Source organism: Bradyrhizobium sp. Ken01, assembly GCF_055807355.1.
Window position 1 is genome coordinate 23,545 of the sequence record NZ_JBVVPC010000014.1, and the last position, 19,680, is coordinate 43,224.

17 protein-coding genes and 1 pseudogene are annotated in these 19,680 nt (G+C 64.0%); 8 read left to right on the forward strand and 10 right to left on the reverse strand.

All coding sequences use genetic code 11. The features are described 5' to 3' along the window. Window position 1 precedes the first annotated feature (1 nt). The 4 genes from AC0L3S_RS15870 to AC0L3S_RS15885 form a co-directional block, all read right to left on the reverse strand. Window positions 2-1,219 carry a substrate-binding protein gene (locus AC0L3S_RS15870; RefSeq protein WP_007599205.1) on the reverse strand — a complete coding sequence of 406 codons (1,218 nt, stop codon included), beginning with the start codon at window positions 1,217-1,219 and terminating at the stop codon, window positions 2-4. A gap of 4 nt (window positions 1,220-1,223) precedes the next feature. Next, window positions 1,224-2,081, reverse strand: coding sequence for a branched-chain amino acid ABC transporter permease (locus tag AC0L3S_RS15875; RefSeq protein WP_275172720.1), 858 nt, complete (start codon window positions 2,079-2,081; stop codon window positions 1,224-1,226). Between the two features lie 108 nt (window positions 2,082-2,189). Beyond that, complete coding sequence (locus AC0L3S_RS15880) at window positions 2,190-3,704, reverse strand: amidase (protein WP_473264244.1); 1,515 nt, start codon at window positions 3,702-3,704, stop codon at window positions 2,190-2,192. 174 nt (window positions 3,705-3,878) lie between these two features. Continuing rightward, window positions 3,879-5,066 carry a substrate-binding domain-containing protein gene (locus AC0L3S_RS15885; protein ID WP_473264243.1) on the reverse strand — a complete coding sequence of 396 codons (1,188 nt, stop codon included), beginning with the start codon at window positions 5,064-5,066 and terminating at the stop codon, window positions 3,879-3,881. Between the two features lie 178 nt (window positions 5,067-5,244). On the opposite strand from AC0L3S_RS15885, the gene AC0L3S_RS15890 reads away from it, so the two are divergent. Then, window positions 5,245-5,679 (forward strand): MarR family winged helix-turn-helix transcriptional regulator, encoded by a 435-nt coding sequence (locus AC0L3S_RS15890; protein ID WP_007599198.1) that lies wholly within the window; start codon window positions 5,245-5,247, stop codon window positions 5,677-5,679. A gap of 358 nt (window positions 5,680-6,037) precedes the next feature. Here the strand turns inward: AC0L3S_RS15890 and secA are convergent, their stop codons facing one another. Next, window positions 6,038-8,878 (reverse strand): preprotein translocase subunit SecA, encoded by a 2,841-nt coding sequence (secA, locus tag AC0L3S_RS15895; RefSeq protein ID WP_473279732.1) that lies wholly within the window; start codon window positions 8,876-8,878, stop codon window positions 6,038-6,040. A gap of 361 nt (window positions 8,879-9,239) precedes the next feature. Here secA and AC0L3S_RS15900 point away from each other — a divergent pair, with 361 nt between their 5' ends. Together AC0L3S_RS15900 and argJ are read left to right on the forward strand one after the other, a co-directional pair. Next, window positions 9,240-10,190 carry a peptidylprolyl isomerase gene (locus AC0L3S_RS15900; RefSeq protein ID WP_473279734.1) on the forward strand — a complete coding sequence of 317 codons (951 nt, stop codon included), beginning with the start codon at window positions 9,240-9,242 and terminating at the stop codon, window positions 10,188-10,190. A gap of 103 nt (window positions 10,191-10,293) precedes the next feature. Then, window positions 10,294-11,535, forward strand: coding sequence for a bifunctional glutamate N-acetyltransferase/amino-acid acetyltransferase ArgJ (gene argJ / locus AC0L3S_RS15905; protein ID WP_473279736.1), 1,242 nt, complete (start codon window positions 10,294-10,296; stop codon window positions 11,533-11,535). 51 nt (window positions 11,536-11,586) lie between these two features. Here argJ and AC0L3S_RS15910 read toward each other — a convergent pair whose 3' ends face one another. Beyond that, the gene (locus tag AC0L3S_RS15910) at window positions 11,587-12,942 is read right to left on the reverse strand and encodes a TadE/TadG family type IV pilus assembly protein (protein WP_473264239.1); all 1,356 of its coding nucleotides are present in this window, start codon (window positions 12,940-12,942) and stop codon (window positions 11,587-11,589) included. 141 nt (window positions 12,943-13,083) lie between these two features. Between AC0L3S_RS15910 and AC0L3S_RS15915 the strand changes: the two genes are divergently transcribed. Continuing rightward, complete coding sequence (locus tag AC0L3S_RS15915; RefSeq protein ID WP_473264238.1) at window positions 13,084-13,494, forward strand: (deoxy)nucleoside triphosphate pyrophosphohydrolase; 411 nt, start codon at window positions 13,084-13,086, stop codon at window positions 13,492-13,494. 114 nt (window positions 13,495-13,608) lie between these two features. On the opposite strand, the gene AC0L3S_RS15920 is transcribed toward AC0L3S_RS15915, so the two are convergent. Next, entirely contained in the window at window positions 13,609-14,478 is an 870-nt protein-coding gene (locus AC0L3S_RS15920; protein WP_473279881.1) for a methyltransferase domain-containing protein, read from the reverse strand. Between the two features lie 213 nt (window positions 14,479-14,691). Here AC0L3S_RS15920 and AC0L3S_RS15925 point away from each other — a divergent pair. From AC0L3S_RS15925 to AC0L3S_RS15940, 4 genes and pseudogenes are all read left to right on the forward strand, one after another. Further along, window positions 14,692-15,488: pseudogene (locus AC0L3S_RS15925) on the forward strand (ComF family protein). Window positions 15,489-15,535: 47 nt separating this feature from the next. Then, a complete protein-coding gene (gene grxC / locus AC0L3S_RS15930; RefSeq protein ID WP_007604552.1) occupies window positions 15,536-15,811 on the forward strand; it encodes a glutaredoxin 3 in 276 nt (91 codons plus the stop codon). Then, the gene (locus AC0L3S_RS15935) at window positions 15,808-16,686 is read left to right on the forward strand and encodes a carbon-nitrogen hydrolase family protein (protein WP_473279738.1); all 879 of its coding nucleotides are present in this window, start codon (window positions 15,808-15,810) and stop codon (window positions 16,684-16,686) included. The genes grxC and AC0L3S_RS15935 overlap by 4 nt, the downstream gene beginning before the upstream one ends. Further along, a complete protein-coding gene (locus AC0L3S_RS15940) occupies window positions 16,683-17,168 on the forward strand; it encodes a DUF1178 family protein (protein WP_473279740.1) in 486 nt (161 codons plus the stop codon). Before AC0L3S_RS15935 ends, AC0L3S_RS15940 begins: the two co-directional genes overlap by 4 nt. Here AC0L3S_RS15940 and AC0L3S_RS15945 read toward each other — a convergent pair. The 3 genes from AC0L3S_RS15945 to AC0L3S_RS15955 form a co-directional block, all read right to left on the reverse strand. After that, window positions 17,165-18,064: an EamA family transporter gene (locus tag AC0L3S_RS15945; RefSeq protein ID WP_473279742.1), complete on the reverse strand. Its 900-nt coding sequence runs from the start codon at window positions 18,062-18,064 to the stop codon at window positions 17,165-17,167. The genes AC0L3S_RS15940 and AC0L3S_RS15945 overlap by 4 nt on opposite strands. Window positions 18,065-18,326: 262 nt before the next feature. Then, complete coding sequence (gene ubiG / locus AC0L3S_RS15950; protein WP_007599179.1) at window positions 18,327-19,100, reverse strand: bifunctional 2-polyprenyl-6-hydroxyphenol methylase/3-demethylubiquinol 3-O-methyltransferase UbiG; 774 nt, start codon at window positions 19,098-19,100, stop codon at window positions 18,327-18,329. A 14-nt stretch (window positions 19,101-19,114) separates the two neighbouring features. Next, window positions 19,115-19,582 carry a PH domain-containing protein gene (locus tag AC0L3S_RS15955; RefSeq protein WP_473279884.1) on the reverse strand — a complete coding sequence of 156 codons (468 nt, stop codon included), beginning with the start codon at window positions 19,580-19,582 and terminating at the stop codon, window positions 19,115-19,117. Window positions 19,583-19,680 lie beyond the last annotated feature (98 nt).

Consider the following 19,680-nt stretch of genomic DNA (forward strand, 5'->3'; position numbering starts at 1 on the left):
CCTAGCATTCCTTGGGATCGACGAGCCCGTCGCTGCGTCCGACGATCTCGTAATTCCCGCCCTTGGCGACCGCGGTGTACATCTTCATCTTGCAATGCCGCTTGCCCGGCACCATCTCGGCCGGTCCGCCCGGGCCTTCGGCGATCTTGGCGTGATCGAGTGTAGCCGCGACCGACTCGCGGTCGATCTTGCCGGCTTCCTTGACGGCGGCTTCCCACAGCTTCAGGCCGCGATAGGTGCCGGTGGCGGCGCTGCCGGCGGCAAACAGGAAGTTGCCCGGGAAATCCTTCTCGTAGGCCGCCTGGATTTTTGCGTCGAACGGGTTCTCCTTGGTGAGCACCTTGAAATAGTCGAGACAGCTGGCGAGGCCCTCGATCTCGGCGGCCTGATTGATGTTGAGCGTGTTCTCGTCATAGTAGACGCAGGCCAGCCGTCCGCCATTCTTGAGGAAGCCGGCTTCATAGAGCTGCTTGAAGAACGGGCCGACGCCCGGCGGGATGACGGTGTTGAAGACGACATCGACCTTGTTGGAGATGATGCGGTTGACGGTCGAGGAGAAGTCGACCTGGTCGAGCGGATAATATTCCTCGAACACGACCTCGCCGCCGTTGGCCTCGATCACCTTGCGGGCGTAGACGTTGAGCGTGTGCGGCCAGACGTAGTTGGCGCTCGGCAGCGCGAACTTCTTGCCGCCGTTCTTGATCAGCCAGGGAATGAACTCGTCGCATTGCTGCGCCGGCGTCGGCCCGGTGCAGAACAGATAGGGCGTGCACTCCTTGCCTTCGTACAGCTGCGGATAAATGTAGAGCGTCTTGCCGCGCGCCACGATCGGGTCCTTGATCGCGTTGCGCATCGACGAGGTGATGCCGCCGAGCACCATATCCACCTTGTCGCGCTGGATCAGCTTGCGGACGTTGCCGACCGCGACGGATTCGTTCGAGGCGGTGTCCTCGATATAGAGCTCGAGCGGGCGGCCGAGCAGGCCGCCGCCGGCGTTGATCTCCTTGATCACCATCTTGGCGACGTTTGCGTCGGCATTGCCGGCGTAGGCGATCGGTCCGGTGAGGTCGGTGGCGATGCCGACCTTGATCGGGGCTTCGGCCGCATTGGCCCAGGGCGCCGGGATCACCCAACTGCCGACGCCGGTTGCGACCGCTCCGGAGGCAAAGGCGAAATTCGAGAGGAAGCGGCGGCGGGAGAGCTGAGTGCGATCGGACATGTGACTAAACCCCTTTTCCAGCGATGAGGCCCTGCGGCCGGAATTTGATGAAAACGATGGCGAGAACGAAGACGAGGACATCGGCCACGACGGGCGCCATCACCCAGGGCAGCGCGGCACTGAGCGTACCGATGAGGCCGGCGCCCGCGACCGGCCCGATGAAGGAGCCGACGCCGCCGACCATGACCGCGACAAAGCCCTGGATCAGGAAGCGCAGGCCGAGATCGGCGAACAGGCTGAACACGGGGACGATCAGCGCGCCGGCAAGACCGGCAAGTGCCGCGCCGAACGCAAAGGTGGCGCCGTAGATCAGCGGCGTGGAGATTCCGGAGGCGCGTGCCAGCGACGGATTTTCCAGCGTGGCGCGCACGCGCAGGCCGAAGCTGGTGCGTGCCAGCAGCAGATAGCAGCCGCCCATCACCAGCGCCGTGATGACGATGATGGTGAAGCGCCAGGCCGAGATGTGCATGGCGCCGATGTCGATCGAGCCGCCGATCGGCTCCGGCACGGTAAGATAGAAGCCGCCGATCAGGCCGCGCACGGATTCGCGGATGATCAGGCCGAGCGCATAAGTGCCGAGCATGGCGACGATGGGAGCTGCGTAGAAGCGTCGGATGATCAGCGCCTCCAGCACGAAGCCGAGCGCGCCGACGACGAAGGGCGCGGCGACCATGCCGGCCCAGATCGGCAGGCCCTTGGCGTAGGCGAGATAGGTGATATAGGCCCCGAGCAGGACGAACTCGCCCTGCGCGAAGTTGAAGATGCCCATCATGCTGGCGATGATCCCGAGCCCCAGCACGATCAGGACGATGATCGCACCGAAGCTCAGGATCTCGAACGCCGCGACGAACGCGTTAGCCATGCGCCGGAGCCTTTTCCGTTCCGATGGAATCGGAACGGGGCTCCGGTTTGTTGTCTTGACGCGTCCGAAAACGCTTCCCTGTTCCGTTGGCCCGCATCAATGCCTCGCTCACATCTTCTTCCAGTCGCCGATCTGCTCGAAGGCGTGGGCGGCGCGGTAGATGGTGGATTCCTCGAACATGCGGCCGACCAGCATCAGGCCGACGGGCAGGCCGTCGACCATGCCGCAGGGCAGCGACATCGCCGGATGATGGGTGATGTCGAACGGCGCGGTGTTGGAGATCATTTCCAGCGCGCGCGCGACATAGTCCTCGCGGCTGGCCGTGGGCTCCGGCAGCTTCGTCGCCTTCATGGGCGTGGTCGGCAGCAGCAGCAGGTCGTAATCCCCAAAGGCCTTGTCGTAGGCCGCGGTCAGGCGGCGGGAGATGTTGAGGGCCTTGCCGTAGTAACGGGGACCAAAAGTATTGTTGATGTAGGTGCCGAGCAGCAGGAACAGCTTTGTGGTCTCGGACAGGGAATCCGCCTGCCGGCGCCAGCCGCGATGGAAGTCCATCAACGTGGTCGAATAGAGGTCGGAGCGGGACAGACCATAGCCGTCGCCATACATCATGGTCTGGGTCATGCCCTCGGTGCCGATCGGCGTCCAGATCGCGGGGCCCATGAGATGCATCGGAATCGAAACGGTCTCGACCGTGGCGCCGAGATCCCTGAAACGCTTTGCGGCCTCCCGCACGCTCTCGTTCACGGCGGCTTCGGCATTCGCCTGCTCGAAGCCTTCCTTGAGGATGCCGATCTTCATGCCCTTGACGCCCTGGCCGAGCGCCTTGGTGTACTCCTCGACCTTGGGCGCCTTGATGCGGGGATCGTAGCCGTCGTCGCCGGCCAGCACTTCGAGCAGCAGGGCGTTGTCGGCGACGGTCGCCGTCATCGGGCCGGTGTGATCGACGAACACCTCGATTGGCATGATGCCGGTGTAGGGCACGAGGCCCCAGGTCGGCTTCATGCCGTAGGTGCCGCAGAACGAGGACGGCATGCGGATCGAACCACCCTGGTCGCCGCCGATCGCCATGTCGACCTCGCCGAGTGCGACGACGACGCCTGAGCCTGACGACGAGCCGCCGGCCGAATAGCCCATCTTGTGCGGATTGTGGACGGCGCCGACCGCATTGGTGTGGCTTCCGCCGGACATGCAGAAGGATTCGCAATGAACTTTTCCGGCGATCTCGGCGCCGGCATCGAGCATGCGGGTGACGATGGTGGCGTCGAAATCGGGCACGTAGCCTTCGAGCGTCGCCGAGCCGTTCATCATGGGGACGCCGGCGAGCATGATGTTGTCTTTGAGAGCGACCGTCTTGCCCTTGAGCTTGCCGCTCGCCGCACCCTTCACGGTCGACTTGCGATACCAGGCGTTGCGCGGGTTCTCTTCCGGCGAGGGCCGATAGCCCGGCGTGCGCGGATATTTGACCTCCGGCACCTCGTCCGGCATCGCGCCGACGAGATTGTAGGCTTCGATCGAGCCCTGCATCAGGCCGCGGAACGAGGCGACATCGTCGTCGGTCAGCGAAAGGCCGCACTGGTCAGCGACACTGCGCAATTGGGCTGGGGTGGGAAGGACAACTGTCACGGCGCTCTCCTCAAAGGCTTCTTGATCCCTGGAATTGGAATCCCTGGCATTGGAGCTCATAGGCGCGCGTGCACGGCGCGCGCCCATCGGCTCCACCTCGATATTACAGACGGAAATATTTTCCTTTTCAAGTATTATTTTGGATTTGGGCGTTTGCAGATGGCCGCGCCGGCATCAGATCGGTTTGATCAGCTTGAAATCGAGGCCATCCGCCCCGGCGAGATACATCTGCATCCGGGTATGACCATTCCTGACGGTGACGGGGCCCCGCGCGCCGCCATAGACGATGTTGCGGCCGGCCGCGAGCATCGGTCCCATCGCCAACGTGCCCGCCTTGTTCGCCACAGCTTCGAGGAAGCACAGTCCCTCATAGCTGGATTGACCGAGCGACCCGATCGGGGGCCCGTTCGGTCCGAACATCGCGCGATAGCGGCTCTGGAAGTCGTCATTGGCCTGCGATCCGATGCCGGGGAAATAGCCGGAGGCGCAGAACAGATTCTCGCTGTTGTCGGCGCCGATTCCGAGCAGCACGGTCTCGTCCATCGCCCCGGCCAGGCGCAGCGTCGTGGCACCAAGGCCGCATTCGCCGAACGCGCGATTGAACGTGATGCTGTCGGTGCCGATCAACGAGATCAGGACGACGTCCGGCCTCGCGGCACGGATGCGCTCCAGATGCGGCTCGTGGTTGTCTTCGCCGAGGGGAACGAACTCTTCGCCGACGACATGGCCGCCAGCTTCCTTGATGTAGCGCTTCACCGCGCGGTGCGACTGCCAGGGCCAGACATAATCGCTGCCGATCAGGTACCAGCGCGCGGCCTTCTTGACGTCGGCGAGCCAGTGAATGGAGGGGCGGCTCTGCCAGCGCGGCGTTTCGCCGATCGCCATGACACCCGGCGTCTGCTCGCCGCCTTCGTAAACGGGTGTGTAGATGTAGGGGATGCGGTGGCGGGTGGTGACCTTGCGCAGTGCCACGCGCACCGCGCTGGTGTGCAAGCCGACGATGAGATCGATCTCATCGGACGCGATCGCCTGCTCGGCGCGGCTCAGAATCTCGTCGAGCGGGCCGCCGGCGTCGTAGATCGAAAGCTCGATCTCGCGCCCGAGGATGCCGCCGCGCTTGTTGATCTCGGCGACCGCGAGCTGCGCGCTGCTTGTCGCGCACGGGCCCCAAACGCCGGGCGAGCCGGTGCAGCAGATGAAGCCGCCGATGCGGAGCTTGTTGTGTGCGCCGCGGCGCTTCATGAAATGCGCGTCAACCGGCGACCGGTCGAAATCCGCTGCCGCGGGCGACAGATTCCTGAACAGCAAGGACGGCGGTAACGCCGGACCGCCGTGAGCCGGGAAGTTTACCGTCGGGCGCACGCCAACTCCTGTCTGATACCAGACTTGAAAGCTCATTCAGCAGGCGGCCGCGGCACCCGCCCTTTTGTTGAGCAATATCCTATTTTGAAAATATTGAATATTCAAGAATTGAAGTGCATATAGATGCAGCATCGATTGCAAGACATTCACTCATTTGGGTCAAGACAAAGTCTTAGCCGTGGCAAAACCGAACACCCCGATCACCGAACACCTCGCCTACCTGCTCGCGCAAGCCAACCGGGAGATCAACCGGCAGCTGGAACTGCGGTTGAGCAAGGAAGGCGTGCCCGTCGAGCAGTGGCGCATCCTGAAAGTGCTGTCGGATGGCAACGGCCATTCGATGGGCGAGCTGGCGGATGCCGTGCTGCTCAATCATCCGACGCTGACCAAGATGATCGACCGCATGGTCTCGGACACGCTGGTCTACCGCGTGCAGGACCCGAACGACCGCCGCAAGGTTTTGATGTTCATCTCCGATCGCGGCAAGGTGCTGAGCAAGAAGCTCAACTCGCTCGCGGTCGACCAGGAGGAGCACATCCTGGAGAGCTACGGCGACAAATCGACGAGCGAATTGAAGCGGCTGCTGGAGAGCTTGATCGACAGCTCGAATTGAGGCGGTACGTCTAGCCGGCTCTCTCGATACGCCTCGTCCTGGACAAGCGCAGCGAAGCGGAGCGCCGATCCAGGACCCATTACCCCAGAACCTAGTTTGGCGAAAACCCGCGCGGGTTAGCAGCTCGCTGCCTTAACCTCTCACGGGGGAAATGGGTCCCAGCCTTCGCCGGGATGACGATGGAGATGGAGCTGCGTGCCACATACTCGCTGTCATCGCCCGATTTAATCGGACGATCCAGTATTCCAGAGACCCATGTGATTTGAACCGAGAGGCCGCGGCGTACTGGGTCGCCCGGCTAGACCGGGCGACGACAGTGGAGAGTGCGGCGCCGACGTCGGCGCCTCACGTTCAAACCTTACGCGTACCGCCCGTGGCAGTGCTTGTACTTCTTGCCTGAGCCGCACGGACAATCCTCGTTGCGGCCGATCTTGCCCCAGCTGGCCGGGTTCTTGGGATCGCGCAACGCGGCGTCGGTGGCCTGTGCTCCGAGCGTGACGCTGGCGAGCGCCATTTCGTCCTCGCCGGTGTTCGGGTCGAACTTGTGCGCTTCCATCGGCGGCAGCACCGGGGCTTCCTGCTCCGGCGGCACGATCTCGACCCGCATCAGCTGCGCCGTGACGGCCTCGCGCAGATGCGCGCTCATCTCCTGGAAGAGGTTGAACGCCTCGGTCTTGTACTCCTGCAAGGGATCGCGCTGGCCGTAGCCGCGCAGGCCGATGACTTGGCGCAGATGGTCGAGCATGATCAGATGCTCGCGCCAGAGATGGTCGAGCGTCTGCAGCAGAATGGTCTTCTCGACGTAACGCATCACGTCGGGACCCCATTGCGCGACCTTTGCGGCCATGTGCTCGTCGGCGCGGGTCTCGATGCGCGTGAGCAGCTCCTCGTCGGCGATGCCCTCTTCCTTGGCCCAGTCCTCGACCGGCAGGTCGAGATCGAGCACGCGCTTGAGCTCTTCCTTCAGGCCCGCGACGTCCCACTGCTCGGCATAGGCGTGCTCGGGCACGTGCTTGGCGACGAGGTCGTCGATGAAGGCGTGGCGCATGTCGGCGACGGTCTCGGCGACGCTGTCGTCCTTCATCAGGTCGACGCGCTGGTCGAAGATCACCTTGCGCTGGTCGTTCTGGACGTTATCGAACTTGAGCAAATTCTTGCGGATGTCGAAGTTGCGCGCCTCGACCTTCTGCTGCGCCTTCTCGAGCGCCTTGTTGATCCAGGGATGGATGATGGCCTCGCCCTCCTGCAGGCCGAGACGCTGCAGCATGCTGTCGAGGCGATCCGAGCCGAAGATGCGCATCAGATCGTCTTCCAGCGACAGGAAGAATTTCGAGCGGCCGGGGTCGCCCTGACGGCCGGAACGGCCGCGGAGCTGGTTGTCGATGCGGCGGGATTCGTGGCGTTCGGAGCCCATGATGTAGAGGCCGCCGGGCTTCTTCACGGTCTTGGCGGGCTTCGAACCCTTCGCCGGCTCGATCTCGACCTCTTCCTCGGCCTTCAGCACGATGTCGCGGAAGTGCTCGATGTCGGCCTTGATCTGTTCGATCTTCCTCGCCTTCTCGGCCTCGTCCTCGATCGAAGCGGCCTCCTGCTGGATCCGCATTTCGAGCGAGCCGCCGAGCTTGATGTCGGTGCCGCGGCCGGCCATGTTGGTCGCGATCGTGATCGCGCCGGGTACGCCGGCTTCCGCGACGATGTAGGCTTCCTGCTCGTGGAAGCGCGCATTCAGCACCGCGAACAGCTTTGCCGGTTTGCCGGCGCGGGCCGCGGCGTACAGCTTCTGCATCGAATTTTCGTTGCCGAAATCGATCTGCCGATAGCCGTGCTTCTTGAGATATTCGGCGATCACTTCCGACTTTTCGATCGACGCGGTGCCGACCAGAACCGGCTGCAGCCGCGCATTGGCGCGCTCGATCTCGGCCAGGATCGCGGCGTATTTCTCGTTCTGGGTGCGATAGACCTCGTCGTCCTCGTCGAGACGGGCGACCGGCAAATTGGTCGGGATCTCCACGACCTCGAGCTTGTAGATGTCGAACAGTTCGTCGGCTTCGGTCAGCGCCGTACCGGTCATGCCGGCGAGCTTTTCGTACATCCGGAAATAGTTCTGGAAGGTGATCGAGGCCAGCGTCTGGTTTTCCGGCTGGACCTGCACGTGCTCCTTGGCTTCCAGCGCCTGATGCAGGCCTTCGGAATAGCGGCGGCCCTGCATCATGCGACCGGTGAACTCGTCGATGATGATGACCTCGTCGTCGCGGACGATGTAGTCCTTGTCGCGCGTGAACAGCGTGTGGGCGCGCAGCGCCTGGTTGATGTGGTGCACGACGGAGACGTTCTCGACGTCGTAGAGCGACTCGCCCTTGAGCTGGCCGGCATCGCGCAGCAGCGTCTCGATCTTCTCCATGCCGGCTTCGGTCAGCGTCACCGTGCGCTGCTTCTCGTCGACGTCGTAGTCGGACTTGTCGAGCTTGGGCAGGAAGCCGTCGATGGTGTTGTAGAAGTCGGAGCGGTCGTCGAGCGGGCCGGAGATGATCAGCGGCGTGCGCGCTTCGTCGATCAGGATGGAGTCGACTTCGTCGACGATCGCGTAGAAGTGCGGCCGCTGGACCATGTCCTCGAGCCGGTACTTCATGTTGTCGCGCAGATAGTCGAAGCCGTATTCGTTGTTGGTACCGTAGGTGATGTCGCAGGCATAGGCCGTCTTGCGCTCGGAATCGTCGAGGCCGTGCACGATCACGCCGGTGGTCAGGCCGAGGAAGCCGTAGATCTGGCCCATCCAGCCGGAGTCGCGGCGGGCGAGGTAGTCGTTGACGGTGACGACGTGGACGCCCTTGCCGGCGAGCGCGTTGAGGTAGACCGCGAGCGTGGCGACCAGGGTCTTGCCTTCGCCGGTCTTCATCTCGGCGATGTCGCCCTCGTGCAGCACCATGCCGCCGATCAGCTGGACATCGAAATGGCGCTGGCCGAGCGTGCGCTTGGCGGCTTCACGGACCGTGGCGAAAGCGGGGACCAGCAGGTCGTCCAGGGTCTTGCCCTCGGCGAGCTGCTTCCTGAACTCGACGGTGCGGGCCTTGAGGGCCTCGTCGGAGAGCTTCGAGACCTCGGGCTCCAGCGCGTTGATCGCGTTGACGCGGGACTGATATCCCTTCACCCGCCGGTCGTTGGCGGAGCCGAAAAACTTGCGGGCGAGCGCGCCGATCATGCTTAGTTCCTGTGTTCGCGATTCAACCGCGTTCGCGTTGCAGCCAAGAGGTTGTCACCCGCCTGCCTATCAACTCACCGTGACGCCTGCTGGGCGCCGGAGCCCGGACTGCGGGGGGTCCATCCGCCATATGGGTGGGAGTTGGGCAAGTCTGGGTTCAACGGCCAAAAACGCAGCAAAATAAACGCCATCGCATGGACGCGACCGGGCAGAGATATGGCCCGGTCAGGGCCTTGTCAACGGCGGGTGCATTGCGGCTAATTCATCATTTTGACAGACTTTTCGCGTTGCCAAGGCCCCCTGAATTGGGCGAGTGTCCGCCCCGCTCGAGCAGCCCCCTGCTTCAACAAAAGGATTTTCCATGACCACCTCGTTCCCGGTAACCAAAACCGGCCTGCGCTTCGGCCTCGCCACCGCCCTCGTGGGCTGCCTTGCGCTGGCGCTGATCGCGGGTCCCGGCCGGGCTGCCGACGATCCGGTGCTGGCGAAGGTCAATGGCGCGGAAATCAAGAAGAGCGACGTCGCCATGGCCGAGGAGGAACTCGGGCCGAGCCTCGCCCAGATGGACCCGGCGACCAAGGACGAGAACGTCCTGTCCTTCCTGATCGACATGAAGATCGTCGGCAAGGCCGCCGAGGACAAGAAGGTCGCCGACGGCGAGGAGTTCAAGAAGCGGCTCGCGTTCGCCCGCAACCGCCTGCTGATGGACAGCCTGCTCGCCGGCGAGGGCAAGGCCGCGACCACCCCGGATGCCATGAAGAAGGTCTATGAGGAGGCCTCCAAGCAGATCACCGGCGAGCAGGAAGTGCACGCCCGCCACATCCTGGTCGAGACCGAGGACGAGGCCAAAGCCGTGAAGGCCGAGCTCGACAAGGGCGCGGATTTCGCCGAACTGGCCAAGAAGAAGTCCAAGGATCCGGGCTCGGCCGACGGCGGCGACCTCGGCTTCTTCACCAAGGAGCAGATGGTGCCGGAATTCTCGGCGGTCGCCTTTGCGCTGGAGCCGGGCAAGATCTCCGACCCCGTGAAGTCGCAGTTCGGCTGGCACGTCATCAAGGTCGAGGAAAAGCGCAACCGCAAGGCGCCGGACTTCGAGCAGGTCAAGGCGCAGATCGAGCAGTATGTCACCCGCAAGGCCCAGGCCGACTACGTCGCCAAGCTGCGCGCGGAAGCCAAGGTCGAGCGGCTGGACCAGCCGGCGGACGCGGCCAACAAGGACGCCAAGCCGGCTGATGCGGCCAAGCCTGCCGATGCCAAGCCTGCCGATGCGAAGCCGTCCGACAGCAAGATGGCGCCGCCCGCGAAGAAGTAAGAATTCGCTGTCACTTCGGTGACGTGAAGAGTATCTAAGCCTTTGTGATGCCCGGCCCCCGCGCCGGGCATCTGCATATCCAGATCCCATCAAGGCGCCCGCGATGTCCTCCTCCGTCTCTCCCCTCGCCCCGAAACACGTTCCCGACATGCCCGTGATCGCGGGCGTCCGTCTCGCGACGGCCGAGGCCGGCATCCGCTACAAGAACCGCACCGACGTGCTGCTGGCGGTGATGGACAAGGGCACCGCGGTCGCCGGCGTCTTCACCAAGTCGAAATGCCCCTCCGCGCCGGTGGAATGGTGCCGCGCCAAGCTGAAGGGCGGGAAGGCGCGCGCGCTGGTGGTCAATTCCGGCAACGCCAATGCCTTCACCGGCAAGACCGGTCGCAGCTCCACCGCGCTGACCGCCAAGATCGCGGCCAAGGCCGTCGGCTGCACCGAGGGAGAAATCTTCCTGGCCTCGACCGGCGTGATCGGCGAGCCGCTGGATGCGACCAAGTTCGACGGCGTGCTTGGTCGGCTCGCTGAAACTGCCGAGGCCGGCGATTATCTCGCCGCCGCCAAGGCGATCATGACCACCGACACCTTCCCGAAGGTCGCAACCGCGACCGTGAAGCTCGGTAAGGCCAAGGTCACGATCAACGGCATGGCCAAGGGCGCCGGCATGATCGCCCCCGACATGGCGACGATGCTGTCCTTCATCTTCACCGACGCACCGATCGCGCCTGGCGCGCTGCAGGCGCTGCTCAAGAGCGGCGTCGAGGACACGTTCAACGCGGTCACGATCGACGGCGACACCTCGACCTCGGATACGCTGCTGGCCTTTGCCACCGGTGCTGCCGCAGAACACGGCGCGCCGAAGATCAGCCGCGCCAGCGATCCGCGCCTGAAAGCCTTCGTCAAGGCCTTCAACCAGGTGCTCGCCAATCTTTCCGAGCAGGTGGCCCGCGACGGCGAAGGCGCGCGCAAGCTGGTCGAGATCACCGTCGAGGGCGCCAAGACCAAGGCCTCGGCGCGCAAGATCGCGATGTCGATCGCGAACTCGCCGCTGGTGAAGACCGCGATCGCCGGCGAGGACGCCAATTGGGGCCGCGTGGTGATGGCGGTCGGCAAGGCCGGAGAGCCGGCGGACCGCGACAAGCTCTCGATCTCCTTCAACGGTATCCGCGTCGCCAGGAGCGGCGCGCGCGATCCGTCCTATGACGAGGCGCAGGTGTCGGAAGCGATGAAGGCGCCGGAGATCGCGATCAAGGTCTCGCTCGGCCTCGGCAAGGGCCGCGACCGCGTGCTGACCTGCGACCTCACCAAGGAGTATGTCGCGATCAACGGGGATTACAGGTCGTAGCCGGACTCATGGTGAGTCCTCTTAACCCGCAATCGGGCGGGGTGATCAAAATCACCCCGCGATCCTCGCATCGGCGAGTGCCTTCTTGAACAGCGCGTTCATCGCGTCCGAAATGCCCTGGGTGGGGCTAACCTCGAAATAGAATCCCGGCGACGCGCAGCTCTGCATGTTCTGCGCGATCTTACTGTTCGGAGACGGCCCCCACGGCCCGGCGTTAAAGGGCGATATCCATGTGTTGTACCAGCCGTCAGTAGGCGGTTGATATGTCGTGTACAGCACCGCGATCTTGATCCCGCGGTTCTTGATGGTCGTGCAGAGCGCCGGATTGATCGGCGACTGACAGCGGTTCGATGATGCGAGAGGATACGAAGAAGAAGAGACACTACACATCGTCGTGCCCGAGTTGGCTTCGTCAGCGACCCCATCGGATACAAAAAACAGATACTTCAGCGGTGAGGCGGACGTACCTGCTCCAGGCGAGGCGATTGCGGTATTGATTGCGGGAAAAATAGTGGTGAAGGGAGTATCTTTGTCGATAGTATAGACGTCATTCTGACCGGCAACCGCCATCAGGTCGATGTTTCCCGCCGCCGTCTTGGCGGAGCTCAGGCTCGAAGAGAGCGCGAACAGATTTCTCAATCCGATCGTCGCTGAAGAAGCGCCGAAATCGTAGATCGCCATTCTGAACTGGTTCGAATAGGTCTGCGTACTCTGGGCTGTGTCCATCAGGTTCGCGCTCGCCTGGCGCACCACGTCAATTCGGGTCGTGATGCCATTTGCTTTGGCGATGTCGTAGTTGCTTGTGCCGGCGGCCTTGGTGGTGTCGTGACAGGCGAATGCACATCCACCCGTCTTTCCCTGCAAATTCGTTATGTCGGTCGGTGTCGCTGCGACGCCCATCGACGGAGAATTGTCCAGCAGGAGATAGAAGTCGACATAGAGCGGCATGTTGGCCGTCGACGACGACGTGCCGCTCATGGTCAGTGTGGTCTTGCCGATCAGGCCGAGAAACATGGTGTTGATGGTGGCGGTGAACGAGACGGTCGAGTTGATGGTCGAGCCGGTCTTGACGACGGTCGGGGTGACGCTGTTGAGCGTATAGCCGGTCAGGTTGGCGCGATTGGCATCGAAGATTTTCTGGGCGTCGTCGACGCCGACCGTGATCGTGCCGTCCGTGGTCATCGAGCCCGCGGCGATAAACCCCGGCGATGCCTTGGCGAGCGCACCGACGCTGGCCGCATCAGCCGCGCCCTGAAGCTTCGCCCGGACCTGCGTCGCGCGGGAGTAGTCGATCGCGGTGCCGATGAACGTGATCAGGGGGACGCAGCAGATTGCGAAGATCACCGCGACATTGCCGCGCCGGTCGCGGACGAACCGACGGAAGATGGTACGACACTCAGCGCGCATGGATCTGGCCCGAAATGGTTTCAGCGTTTCCACTCTAGGAACCGTGGATTAAATATGACTTATGGAGACCTCGGAAACACGGGCCGTAACAGGGTTAACCAACCGTTGCGGATGATCCTTCAGGCGAGCGGAATTCCAGGCATGGCTGATCTCAAACTGACGCTCGTGGTGGCTTGCGCGCTGGTCGACACCGACAAGCGCGTCCTGATCGCACAGCGCCCCGAGGGCAAGACGTTGGCCGGCCTCTGGGAATTTCCCGGCGGCAAGTGTGAGCCCGGCGAGCGGCCGGAACAGAGCCTGATCCGCGAACTCCACGAGGAGCTCGGCATCACCGTCGCCGAGCCCTGCCTGGCGCCGCTGACGTTCGCGAGCTACGGCTACGAGACCTTTCACCTCCTGATGCCGCTCTACATCTGCCGGCGCTGGGAGGGACAGGTCACGCCACGCGAAGGCCAGACCCTGGCCTGGGTTCGCGCCAACAAGCTGCGCGACTATCCCATGCCGCCCGCGGACATTCCGCTGATCCCGCATTTGATCGATCTGCTGATGTGAGCTCGGACCTCATCCTGAGGAGACCGCGCAGCGGTCGTCTCGAAGGATGGCTGCGGATGAGAGCGGGGCCTGCATGGTTCGAGACGGCGCTGACGCGCCTCCTCACCATGAGGATTAATCCTTCCCCGCCTTCTTCACCGCCTCCGCCAGGCTCGCCTTCGCCGATCCCGGTTTGAGCGGCTGCTGCTGGCTCGCATGCGGGGCCCAGCCGGAGAGCCAGATGATGTCGAATGTCGCACGGATGCGGCCGTCGGCATCGGCATAGCGTTCCGCGTAGATTTCAGCCATCCGCAGTAGCGTCGATCGCCGGCTCGGCGTGCGGCGCCGCTCGATCAGCACATTGGTGGCGCCCATACGCCTGATATCCTGCATCAGCGCGAACGCGTTGGCGTAGCGCACCACGACGCGGTCGACATCGGTGACCGGCAACGCAAACCCCGCCCGCTGCAACAGCGCGCCGATGTCGCGCAAATCGGCAAACGGCGCCACACGCGGCGAAACACCGCCCTCGCATTCGGCCTCGGCGGCGGCAAAAGCCTGGCGCAGCTCGGTCAGGCTGTCGCCGCCGATCATCGCCGCCAGCAGCAGGCCGTCCGGCCTCAGCGCGCGACGGATTTGCGCAAGCACCCCCGGCAGATCATTGACGAATTGCAGCGCCAGCGCCGAGACCACGAGATCGAGGCTTTCCGGCGCAAAGGGCAGCTTCTCCGCACCCGACGCATCGAGCTCAATGCGCTCGATCGAGGGCAGCCGCGCGCGCAGCACCGCGAGACCCTCGCCGGGCGTCCAGAGATCGGCCGCGGTGTGAAACTCCCGCATCACCGCCGCCAGCCGGTCGGACATGTCCTCGGCGGCCCGATCCAGCAGGAAACTCACGGCACCTTGCGCCTGCGCGCGGCGCTGTCGCGCGCGCAGCAAAGCACGATCGAACAAAGCAGGCGGGGTTTGCGGGTCTTGAGCCATGCCGCTGGTTACGCCGATCATGCTGATGATTGCAATCTCCTCTCCCATGTCCCGGACGGGTTGCGGCACGCAGTGACGCTCCGCAGAGCCGGGATCCAGAAGGCGACATGGCACGATGCGGCGAGATGGGCCCCGGCTCTGCAGCGCACCGCCGAAGTGGCGCTGCGCTGCATCCAGGGCACGAGACCGATCCAGCCGCTTGAGCGCCGCCAAACAGAACGCTAGCCTCGTCCCATGGAAGCCGCTCACGCCCCTTCTCGTTCCATCGCCGCCCCCCTGCGTGCCGCATGGACGGCTGGCCGCCACGTGCTGTCGCGTGCGGCACGGCTTGCGCTCGACATCGCGCTGCCGACGCTGTGCGTGTCCTGCCGCGAGCCGGTCGACGGCGAGGGCGTGTGCGCGGCGTGCTGGGCGCGGCTGTCGTTCATCGAACGGCCCCACTGCCCGCGGCTCGGCATTCCTTTTGTGTACGATCCCGGTCCCGACATGCTGTCGATGGAGGCGATCGCGAGCCCGCCGGCCTACCAGCGGGCGCGCGCCGCCGTGCGCTATGACGACGTCGCGCGCACCCTGGTGCATGCGCTGAAATACCAGGACCGCACGGATTTGGCCCCCGCCATGGGCCGCTGGATGGCGCGCGCGGGCGGCGAACTGCTCGCCGAGGCCGACATGCTGGTGCCCGTTCCCCTGCATTGGCGAAGGGCCTGGCGCCGCCGCTACAACCAGTCCGGCGCGCTGGCGGGGATCATCGAGCGGCAGAGCGGGGTGAAAGCGAAGGCTGAGGTGCTGCGCCGGGTACGCGCGACCGAGCAGCAGATCGGCCTGTCACGGCCCAGCGCGCCACCAATGTGCAGGGCGCATTCCAGGTATCCCCCGACCGCCAGGCGGACGTCCAGGGTCGGCGCATTGTCCTCATCGACGACGTCCTGACCTCGGGTGCGACGCTTGATGCCTGCGCACGGGCCCTGCTCCGGGCCAAGGCAGCGCAAGTGGACGTGCTGGTGTTTGCCCGGGTTGTCGAGAGCCGGTGAAGTCCCATATAATTCAATGAATTCATGACATGAGAGCGCCAGACCAAATGACCGCTGCTGTCGAGATCTACACGAGGCCGGGCTGCGGCTATTGTTCCGCCGCCAAGTCGCTGCTGACCCGCAAGAAGGCGACCTTCACGGAGTTCGATATCGCCAAGAACCCGTCCTGGCGCCAGGAGATGTACGATCGCTCCGGCGAGGGCTCCACCTTCCCGCAGATCTGGATCGGCGGAACCCATGTCGGCGGCTGCGACGAGCTCTACGCACTCGATCGCGAAGGCAAGCTCGACGGCATGCTCGAAAGCGTCAAGGCGGAGTCATGAGCGACAACAGGACGTTCACGGCGGCGATGGTGCAGATGCGCACCGGCCTGATGCCCGAGCCGAGCCTCGAGCAGGCCACCAGGCTGATCCGCCAGGCTGCAGCCAATGGCGCCGACTACGTGCAGACGCCCGAAGTCAGCAACATGATGCAGCTCAACCGCAAGGCCCTGTTCGAGCACCTCCAGAGCCAGGATGACGATAACTCGCTGAGGGCGTACCGGGCGCTCGCTGCCGAACTGAAGATCCACATCCATGCCGGCTCGCTGGCGCTGCGCTTTTCCGACGAGAAAGCGGTCAACCGCTCGTTCCTGATCGGGCCCGAGGGCAATGTGCTCGCGAGCTACGACAAGATCCACATGTTCGATATCGAGCTGCCGGACGGCGAGAGCTATCGCGAATCCGCCAATTACCAGCCGGGCGAGACGGCCGTGATCTCCGACCTGCCCTGGGGCCGCGTCGGGCTGACGATCTGCTACGATGTCCGCTTCCCCGCGCTCTACCGCGCGCTGGCCGAAAGCGGCGCGTACTTCATCACGGTACCCTCGGCCTTCACCCGCAAGACCGGCGAGGCGCATTGGCACGTATTGTTGCGTGCGCGCGCGATCGAGACCGGTTGCTTCATCTTCGCCGCGGCGCAGGCAGGCCTGCACGAGAACAAGCGCGAGACCTATGGCCATTCGCTGATCATCGATCCCTGGGGCGAGATCCTCGCCGAAGGCGATGTCGAGCCCGGGATCATCATGGCGAAAATCGATCCGGCCAAGGTCGAGACCGCGCGCCGCGCGATCCCCTCGCTCCAGCACGGTCGCCGCTTCGGCGTCGCCGACCCCAAGGCGGGGCCGGACCACCTGCACCTGGTGCGGGGATCGGCATGATCCGCTACGCGCTCCGCTGCGACCGGAGCCACGACTTCGAGAGTTGGTTCCAGAGCTCGGCCGCGTACGATTCTCAGGTGAAGCGCAAGCTCGTGACCTGTCCGATCTGCGGCTCGGCCAAGGTCGACAAGGCGATCATGGCGCCGCGCATCGTTGGCAAGAAGGGCCGCGGACGCGCCACGCCACCGCCTGAGCCCACCGCCACGACGACCGCGCCCGAGGCTGCGCAATCCGCACCGACCTCGCTGTTGCTGGCGCAGGAGCGCGAGCTGCGCACCAAGCTCAAAGAGCTGCGTGACCACATCGTGAAGAACGCCGACAATGTCGGTGAGCGATTCGCCAATGAAGCCCGCGCGATGCATTACGGCGACAAGGAGCACCGTCCGATCTACGGCGAAGCCTCGCCCGACGAGGCCAAGTCGCTGATCGACGAAGGCATCGAGGTGTCTCCGCTGCCGACGCTGCCGGAAGATCGGAATTAGACTCCCACCAGCATCGCCACGCCGATCACGATCAGCGCGATGCCGACAACCTCGCGCGGCGCGATCGGCTGCTTGAACGAGTAGTACGCCACACCTTGCGCGAACAGCACCTCGATCAGAGCGAGGGTGCGGACATTGGCGGCGGCCGTCAGCGCGAACGCCAGGAACCAGAACTGCGAGGCGAAGGCGCCCATGAAGCCGGCGAGCAGCGATGGTTTCCAAAGCCCCAGGATCGCCTGAAGCACCTTCGGCGCGCGCCAGAGCAGATAGATCGTCAGGATCAGCGTCTGCACGAACAGGCCGAGCACCAGCGTGAACGATGCCGCCGTCACGAAGGAGACATCCGGCACGTTGATGATGGCGCCGCGGAAGCCGACCGCAGAGAGCGCGAAGGCCGCGGCCGCGACGAGGCCGGTGATCGTCGGTTTCAGTTCGGCAAAGCTCTTCTCGCCACCGGGCCGCAACGCGGTGATGACGACGCCGATTGTCGCGATCACGATTGCAAGTACCTTGAGCCATGTCAGATGATCGCCGAGGAAGACGAAGCCGAAGATGGCAGTCTGAATGGCTTCGGTTTTCAAATAGGCCGTCGTCACCACGAAGGAGCGGTCGTTCATGGCGAGCAGCATCAGGCCGGTCGCGACGATCTGGCTCAGCGCGCCGAGCAGGAGCCACGGCCAGAACACACCAGGCGGCATGCCGAGATGATCGCCGGTGGCGACCAGCACCACTGCCAGGAACAGGAGCGAGAACGGGAAGCCGAACAGGAAGCGGATATTGGTCGCCCCCCAGGTCCCCAGCGGCTTCGTCAGCGACCGCTGCATCGCATTGCGCGCGACCTGGCCAAGCGCGGCAATGACTGTGAAGGGAATCCAGAGGCTGGCGATGGTGAACATGGGAAAATGGGTGGGAGGACCAATGATTGCGGCCAAAGTGCCGCCGGGACTCAGGCAGGTCAATCACGCCCACGTCATAGGAGCGATGCTTTCGCCACAAACTCAATCGTCGTCCTGGACAAGCGAAGCGCAGATCCAGGACCCATTACCCCAGGGAGTGATTTGGCGAAGATTCGTGGTTATCAGCCTTCGCCTAACTAGACCCTGGGGTAATGGGTCCTGGCTTTCGCCAGGACGACGAATGTTTGGATGCAGCCCGGCCTCACACCATGCCTTCCGCCACCACCATGTAGTTCACGTCCATGTCTGACGAGAGGGTCCATTTGTCGGCGAAGGGTGAGTAGACCACGCCGGTCTGCTCGGTGATGACCAAGCGGTTGTCGAGCAGGTACTTCGTCAGTTCGTCGGGGGTGACGAACTTGTTCCACTCGTGGGTACCGCGCGGCAGCCAGCGCAGGACATATTCGGCACCGACGATGGCGAGCGCAAAACTCTTCCAGTTCCTGTTCAGCGTCGAGACCACCATCAGGCCGTTCGGCTTCAGCATCGCCGCGCAGCGCTTCAGGAAAACGCCGACGTCGACGACGTGCTCGACCACCTCCATCGCCAGCACGATGTCGAAGCGCTCGCGCGGGTCGATCTCCTCAACCGTGGTGCAGCGATAGTCGATCGCGAGATGCGCCTTGTCGGCATGCAGCTTTGCGGCCGCGATGTTGCTGACCGACGGATCGACGCCGATGACCTGCGCACCCAAGCGCGACAGCGGCTCGCAGAGCAGGCCGGCGCCGCAGCCGATGTCGAGCACGCGCAGACCGCCGAGGCAGTTGAGGCTGCGCAAATTGCGCTCGAACTTGCGGCAGGCGGCATCGCGGATGTAGCCGAGCCGCAGCGGGTTGATCCGGTGCAGCGGCGCCATCTTGCCGTTGGGGTCCCACCACTCGGCTGAAAGTTTTGAGAATTTCGCGATCTCGGCGGCGTCGACGGTCGAGCCCGGCTGCGGGCTTGCGGTAGCGGAAGTATTTTGCTGCATGCTCATTGTTACGCGCGGTCCTACCGCGTGCTGATCGAACTGCGGAAGGCGAGCGGCGAGGCGATGGTCCGGATGGTTTCGCGACCTTCCCCCACGCCATTGATGGTCACGTCGCCGTAGTTGAGAATGCGTCCAAGAATGGTCTGATTCACATCGACGCTCTCGACCTTGTCCAGCGCCATCTCGAAGGTGCGGCGCTTGATGAAGCCGGTCTTGTGCACGATCCGCAAATTGGTGACGTCGGTCTCGGTCGTAAAGCGATGGAACCAGCCCTTCACGGTCCAGTACAGCGCCGCCAGAGCCACCAGGCCGGCCGCGACCAGACAGAGCAGCACGAGCCCCTCGACGATCGTTTGCCGGGACAAGACGAACAGGGCCAGCGCCACGATCCAGGCCAGGATCGCCGGCAAATAGAAGATCCAGTGCGCATTGGTCGAATACAGCACCCGCTCGCCCGGTTGCAGGATCTCGTCGATATAACGCGCCATGACCTCGATTAACCCATTGCCCGGATTGGCCCGGGCAGGAACCCGCTTGCCCCCGGCCCCGCCCCTCTGTATACGCGCGGTCGGTATCGCAGGCACCC